At 67.0% G+C, this 5,954-nt stretch carries 4 protein-coding genes; 1 reads left to right on the forward strand and 3 read right to left on the reverse strand.

From position 1 onward, the window contains the following. Positions 1–188 precede the first annotated feature (188 nt). The 3 genes from ABKS89_RS17260 to ABKS89_RS17270 all read right to left on the reverse strand — a co-directional run bounded on the left by ABKS89_RS17260 (position 189) and on the right by ABKS89_RS17270 (position 4,390). Positions 189–1,799: an arylsulfatase gene (locus ABKS89_RS17260; protein ID WP_348586263.1), complete on the reverse strand. Its 1,611-nt coding sequence runs from the start codon at positions 1,797–1,799 to the stop codon at positions 189–191. Positions 1,800–1,964: 165 nt separating this feature from the next. Beyond that, positions 1,965–2,792: an ABC transporter ATP-binding protein gene (locus ABKS89_RS17265; protein WP_348586264.1), complete on the reverse strand. Its 828-nt coding sequence runs from the start codon at positions 2,790–2,792 to the stop codon at positions 1,965–1,967. Then, positions 2,789–4,390, reverse strand: a complete 1,602-nt coding sequence (locus ABKS89_RS17270) for an ABC transporter permease subunit (protein ID WP_518300946.1) — start codon at positions 4,388–4,390, stop codon at positions 2,789–2,791. Before ABKS89_RS17270 ends, ABKS89_RS17265 begins: the two co-directional genes overlap by 4 nt. A gap of 257 nt (positions 4,391–4,647) precedes the next feature. On the opposite strand from ABKS89_RS17270, the gene ABKS89_RS17275 reads away from it, so the two are divergent. Then, a complete protein-coding gene (locus ABKS89_RS17275) occupies positions 4,648–5,709 on the forward strand; it encodes an ABC transporter substrate-binding protein (protein WP_348586267.1) in 1,062 nt (353 codons plus the stop codon). Positions 5,710–5,954 lie beyond the last annotated feature (245 nt).

The raw sequence follows: 5,954 nt of genomic DNA on the forward strand, positions 1-5,954 counted from the left end.
CTCCTCATCTCAGGTAAAGGGCCTCCGCGCGCTGGTGCTGCCAACGCGGGCCACCTCGGACTTGCATCTACCTGTTGGGACAGGAGCACCTCGATGAGTTCAGGGTTTTTTACCGGCGGGTCACCGCGGGCGCGCCATGAAAAAAGCCCCGGAGCCAAAGGCGCCGGGGCTTTGCGGGACGCTGGCGATCAGCGCGCGAGGAACGGTGGCGGCGCGTCGATCACGCCGGTCTCGTTGACGTATTGCTTGTAGTGCTCGATCAGCGCATCCAGCTTCGCCGGCTCGCTCTTGGCCAGGTCCCGCGTCTCGCCGGGGTCGCTCGCCAGGTCGTAGAGCTGCCAGGTCGCCGGGCCGACCGGCGCGGGCAGGTACACCGCTTTCCAGTCCCCCTGGCGAATGGCGCGCATGCCGAACAGCTCCCAGCCGGTGACGGTCTTCTCGTCGTGGGCCTGCTCGGTTTCGCCGGAGAGCCAGCCCAGCCACGACTTGCCGCGCACCTCGGCCACTTCACGGCCATGCCACTGCTTGCCCGGATGGCGCACGCCGGCCAGGTCGAGGATGGTCGGGGTGATGTCCATCACCGTGGAGAACCCGTGGCTGATCTCGCCCTGGCGCTGCAGCGCCGGGTAACGCACCAGCGCCGGCACGCGGATGCCGCCCTGGGTAGTGAAGGCCTTGTACAGCCGCGACGGCGCGGTGGCCGCCTGGGCCCAGCGCGGGCCGTACCAGATGTAGGAGTTGGCGCGGCCAATGTTCTCCAGGCGGTTGTCGTAGTGCTGGTCGAGGAAGCTCAGCAGGTCCGGACCGAAGCGCGGGAAGGCTTCCAGCAGCGCGCCCTCGGCGCCGTTGTCGGACATGAACAGGACGAAGGTGTTGTCCAGCTCGCCCTGCTGGCGCAGGTACTCGACGACACGGCCGACATTCCAGTCCAGGCGCTCGACCATCGCCGCGTAGACCTCCATGGCCCGCGCCGATTTCGCCTTTTCCTCCTCGGTGAGGCGCGCCCATTCCTTGCTGATTGCCAAAACCGGATGCGCCTTCACGTCGGCGTCGATCAGGCCCAGCTGCTTGAGCCGTTCCAGGCGTTCCAGGCGCAGCGCCTCGGGGCCGGCGTCGTAGCGGCCCTGGTACTTGTCGACCACTTCTTTCGGCGCCTGCAATGGCCAGTGCGGCGCGGAGAACGGCAGGTAGGCGAAGAACGGCCGGCTCTGGTCGCGCTCCTTGAGGTAGTCGATCAGCTTGTCGCCGAAGGCATCGGAGGAATAGAAGTCCGCCGGCAATTCCTCGATGAACTGGTCGTCCTCGACATACAGCGCCGGTGTGCTCTTGAGGATGCGCGGCGTGCTCTCGTCATAGGGCGGCTCGAAGCCGTAGTGGTTGGCGGCGCCCGGCAGCAGCGAGAACGAGCGTTCGAAGCCGCGCGCATGGGGCGCCTGCTCCAGCTTCAGGCCCAGGTGCCATTTGCCGGCCATCAGTGTCTGGTAGCCGGCCTCGCGCAGCAGCTCCGGCAGCGCCACCACGCGGTCGTTCAGATAGCCCTCATAGCCCGGCTTGCCTTCCAGCTCCGGGGTCAGCGCCTCGGCCATGGTGCCGATGCCGGCGATGTGGTGGTCGGTACCGGTGAGCAGCATCGAGCGCGTCGGCGAGCAGGTCGGCGCGGTGTGGAAGTCGGTCAGGCGCAGGCCGTCGAGGGCCAGGGCGTCCAGGTGCGGCGTGGCGATCTCGCCACCGAAGGCGCCGAGGTCGGAGAAGCCGAGGTCGTCGGCGACGATGACGAGGAAATTGGGGCGTTTGCTCATGGTGGCTCTCGTTCTGATGGTCAGTGTTTCCAGAGCGCCCTCACCCTAACCCTCTCCCGGAGGGAGAGGGGACTGATCGGCACGAGGATCAACTCCGTGCTTCCCGGTTGGCAAAGGACGGCTCCCTCTCCCTCTGGGAGAGGGCTGGGGTGGGGGTTCTTCAGGTCAGCAGGCAATGAACTCGAACGGCAGGTCTTCCACCCGCTTGAGCTGCGGCGCGACGTAGTCACCCTCGCCCGTCAGCTCGTGCAGCAGCGCCTCGCGCTGGCGCAGGAAGTCGTAGCCACCGCGCTCGCGCGGATGCTTCAGCGGCACCTCGACGATGCGCTTGATGCGACCCGGGCGCGGCGCCATCACCACCACGCGATCGGCGAGGAACAGCGCCTCTTCGACGTCGTGGGTCACCAGCACGGTGGTAATGCGTTCGCGCTGGCGGATACGCAGCAGCTCCTCCTGCAACTGCTGGCGGGTCAGCGCATCCAGCGCGCCGAAGGGCTCGTCCAGCAGCAGGATGCGCGGGCTGGCCACCAGGCCGCGGGCGATCGCCACGCGCTGCGCCATACCGCCGGAAAGCTGGTGCGGATAGGCGCGGGCGAAGGCGGTCAGGCCCACCAGCTGCAGGTAATCGGCGACACGTGCGGCCTTGCCGGTCTCGCTCAGCGGTTCGTTGACCAGACCGAGGGCAACGTTCTGCTCCACGCTCAGCCAGGGAAACAGGCGATGCTCCTGGAACACGATGCCGCGCTCGCCGCCAATACCGTCGATGAGCGCGCCGTCGATGCGGATCTCGCCCTGGAACTCGCGGTCCAGTCCCACCAAGAGCCGCAGCAGCGTGGACTTGCCGCAACCGCTGGCGCCGACGATGGCGATGAACTCGCCGTCGGCGATTTCCAGGTCGAAACGCTCGATGGCCTGAAGTTCGCGGCCGTCCACGGGGAAACTCTTGGCGACCTGGCGAAAGCTCACCAAAGCCTGGGATGCGAAAGCGTTCATGCGTGTCTCCAGCGCGTCACCCGCGCTTCGATGCGCTGGCCGAAGGCGGCCAGCAGAGCTCCGGTGAGGCCGACCAGCAACATGCCGGCGCCGACCAGGTCCATGCGGAAGAGTTGTTGCGCGCCGATCATCAGGCTGCCGATGCCACCGTCCGAGGGCATGAAGTACTCGGCGCCGATAGTCCCGAGCCAGGCGTAGATCAGCGCCAGACGCACCCCGGCGAACACCGAGGGCGCAGCCCCCGGCAGCACCAACCGATGCAGCCGCTGCCAGGGCGAGAGGCGCAGCGCGATGGCTGCTTCGCTCAGTTGCGCCGGCAGGCTGGCGATGCCGCGCTGGGTAGCCAGCAGTAGCGGGAAGAAGGCAGCCAGGCCGACGAACACGACTTTCGCCAGCTCACCGAGGCCAAACCAGGCGGTGAGTAGCGGCACCCACGCAAATATCGCCACCTGCCGCAGCGCGGCGAAAGACGGGCCGAGCAAGCGTTCCGCCGGGCGCCACAAGCCCAGGCCAAGCCCGAGCAGGAAGCCCAGCGAGCCGCCCAGCAGCAGGCCGGCGAGCGTGCGTTGCAGGCTGGCCAGCAGTGCGGTGGTCAGGCTGTTGTCCAACAGGCCGTTCCACAGCGCGATGGCTACCGACGCGGGGCTGGCGAGGATCGCCGGATCGACCCACTGCAGTGCGCTCGCCGCCTGCCAGATCGCCAGCAAGGCCAGCGGCAACAGCCAGGGTTGCAGGCGTTCCCAGCCCTGCCCCGCCGTGCTTCTCCGGAACTCTCCTGCGGCCTGTTGCGGCCAGTGCACCAGACGCCGGTCCAGCGCCTGGATGCCACGGTCCATGGCCGCGCCCACCAGGCCGATGACCAGGATGCAGACGAACACGATGTCGAGCATGAACAGCTGGCGCGCCTGCACCATCAGGTAGCCGACGCCTTCGCTGGAAGCCAGCAGTTCCACGGCCAGCAACGAGGTCCAGCCCTGCGCCAGTGCCAGGCGCACACCGGTGAGGAACGCCGGAAGTGCCGCCGGTAGGATCAACCGCCACAGCAACAAACGGCGCGGCAGGCGCAGCACGGCGGCGGCCTCGCGCAGACGCGGCTGGGCATCGCGCACGCCGACCAGGGTGTGCAGCGTCACCGGCACGATGATCGCCTTGATCAGCACCACCAGCTTGAGCAGCTCGCCGATGCCGAAGAACAGCATGAACAGCGGAATCCAGGCGAGGGTCGGAACCTGCGCCAGGGCACTGAAGGTGGGCAGCACCAGACGCTCGGCGCGGCGGCTGAAGCCGAGCCAGGCGCCCAGTGCCAGCCCGCTGAGGATGCCGGCCAGCAGGCCCCAGAGCAGACGTTTCAGGCTGATGCCCAGTTGCTGCCAGAGCTCGCCGGCGAGCAGCTCGCGGCCGGCCTGCAGCACCAGTTCGGGCGTGGGCAGGATCTGCGCGGACATCCAGTGACGGTGGCTGGCGGCCCACCAGAGCACGGCAATGGCCATCGGCACCAGCCACGGCAGGATGGGGTCAAGCCCGCGCCAACCGAAGGTGGAAGGCCTCAGGCGGGGGCTGGGAAGAGCAAGGCGATAGGGCTTCGTAATATTCTTCATTGGAATATAAATAGTTATATCAATGCATTTATGAGCTAACACAGGTCATTTAAGGGAAGGTGCCGGTGCTCATCCAATGCATTCGCCGAATATTTTTTATGCCCGCCGGGCATCTGCCCGCGAAGCCCTGTAATCCCTCGCTTAGCTCGAACAGTTTCTAAAAAATGCATTTTTATTATTTTGTTGATGAACAGCCCCATGCCTTTAGTGCGCTCGCCGGAGCCACACGCGCTCCCCCACTGCAGGAGGCAGGCGCCATGAAGGCCCTCACTACTCAATTGCTGTCCCTCTTCGCCGCGCCGGTGCTGGCCGGCCTCCTCGGCGCCTACCCGCTGGTCACCCAGGCCGCCGACCCGGTGAAGGAAATCCGCATCGCCGTGCCCGACGTCAGCGCCGGGCAGAACCACTCCGGCGGCGGCGTGGTGGACATCCTCTACACCCGCCAGTTGCTGGAGAAGGAATTCGCCAAGGACGGCATCCAGGTGAAATGGAGCTTCTTCAAGGGTGCGGGCCCGGTGGTCAACGAAGCCTTCGCCAACGGCCAGGTGGACTTCGCCTACCTGGGTGACCTGGCGGCGATCATCGGCAAGTCCAGCGGCCTGGACAGCCGCGTACTGGCCGCCACCGCGCGCGGCGTGAACCATTACCTGGGCGTGCAGCCGGGCTCGGGGATCAAGACCCTGGCCGACCTCAAGGGCAAGCGCGTCGGCATCTTCCGCGGCACCGCCAGCCAGCTGTCGTTCGACAACGCCCTGGCCAGCGCCGGCCTGACCGAGAAGGACCTGAAGGTGATCAACCTGGACTTCAGCGCGGCCCTCGCGGCATTGGCGGCCAAGCAGATCGACGCCACCTGGGGCCTGGCCGGCCTGTTCGCCCTGCGCGACAAGGGCCTGGCGGAAATCCCGCTGAACACCCGCGACCTCGGCGGCGCCGGCACCCTGCAGGCGCTGCTGGTGGGCAACGGCGAATTCGTCGACGCCCACCCGGACATCACCGAGCGCCTGCTCAAGGTGCAGCTGCAGGCCGTGCAATGGGCCAGTGCGGAGGCCAACCGCGATGCCTATATCGAGCTGGTATCGAAGCAGGCCAGCTACCCGGCGGTGATCTTCAAGAGCGAATACCAGGACCGGCCGCTGGTGGAAGTGCTGTCACCGAAGCTGGATGCCGATTTCCTCGGCCGCCTGGATGCGTCCATTACGGCCGCGAAGAATTACGGCCTGATCCGCCGCGACTTCAAGGCCGCCGACTGGGCCAACCCCGCTCCACTGGAGGCAGCGAGCCGGCAGTTGGCCGCGCAGCCGGTGGCGGCGATTCAGTGATTTGTTTGACCGCGCCTGTCGGCGCCGTTCGCGGGCATGGCCCGCTCCTACAGGGAAACGTCGGTGTTGGGCGGTTCGCGAGCAAGCTTGCTCCTACAACCGCTCTTCGCTCTCTGAAGACTTCCAGAGAAACATCCGCGCACGCCGGCGGAGGAAACCGCCGGCCCTGCCGGCGGATCGCGGGCATGGCCCGCTCCTACAGGTTGAAGTCGATGATCCGGGTTATGCAGCAGCAGGCCGCCGGC

It is taken from the genome of Pseudomonas sp. LABIM340, from assembly GCF_040017195.2.
Taxonomy (GTDB): domain Bacteria; phylum Pseudomonadota; class Gammaproteobacteria; order Pseudomonadales; family Pseudomonadaceae; genus Pseudomonas.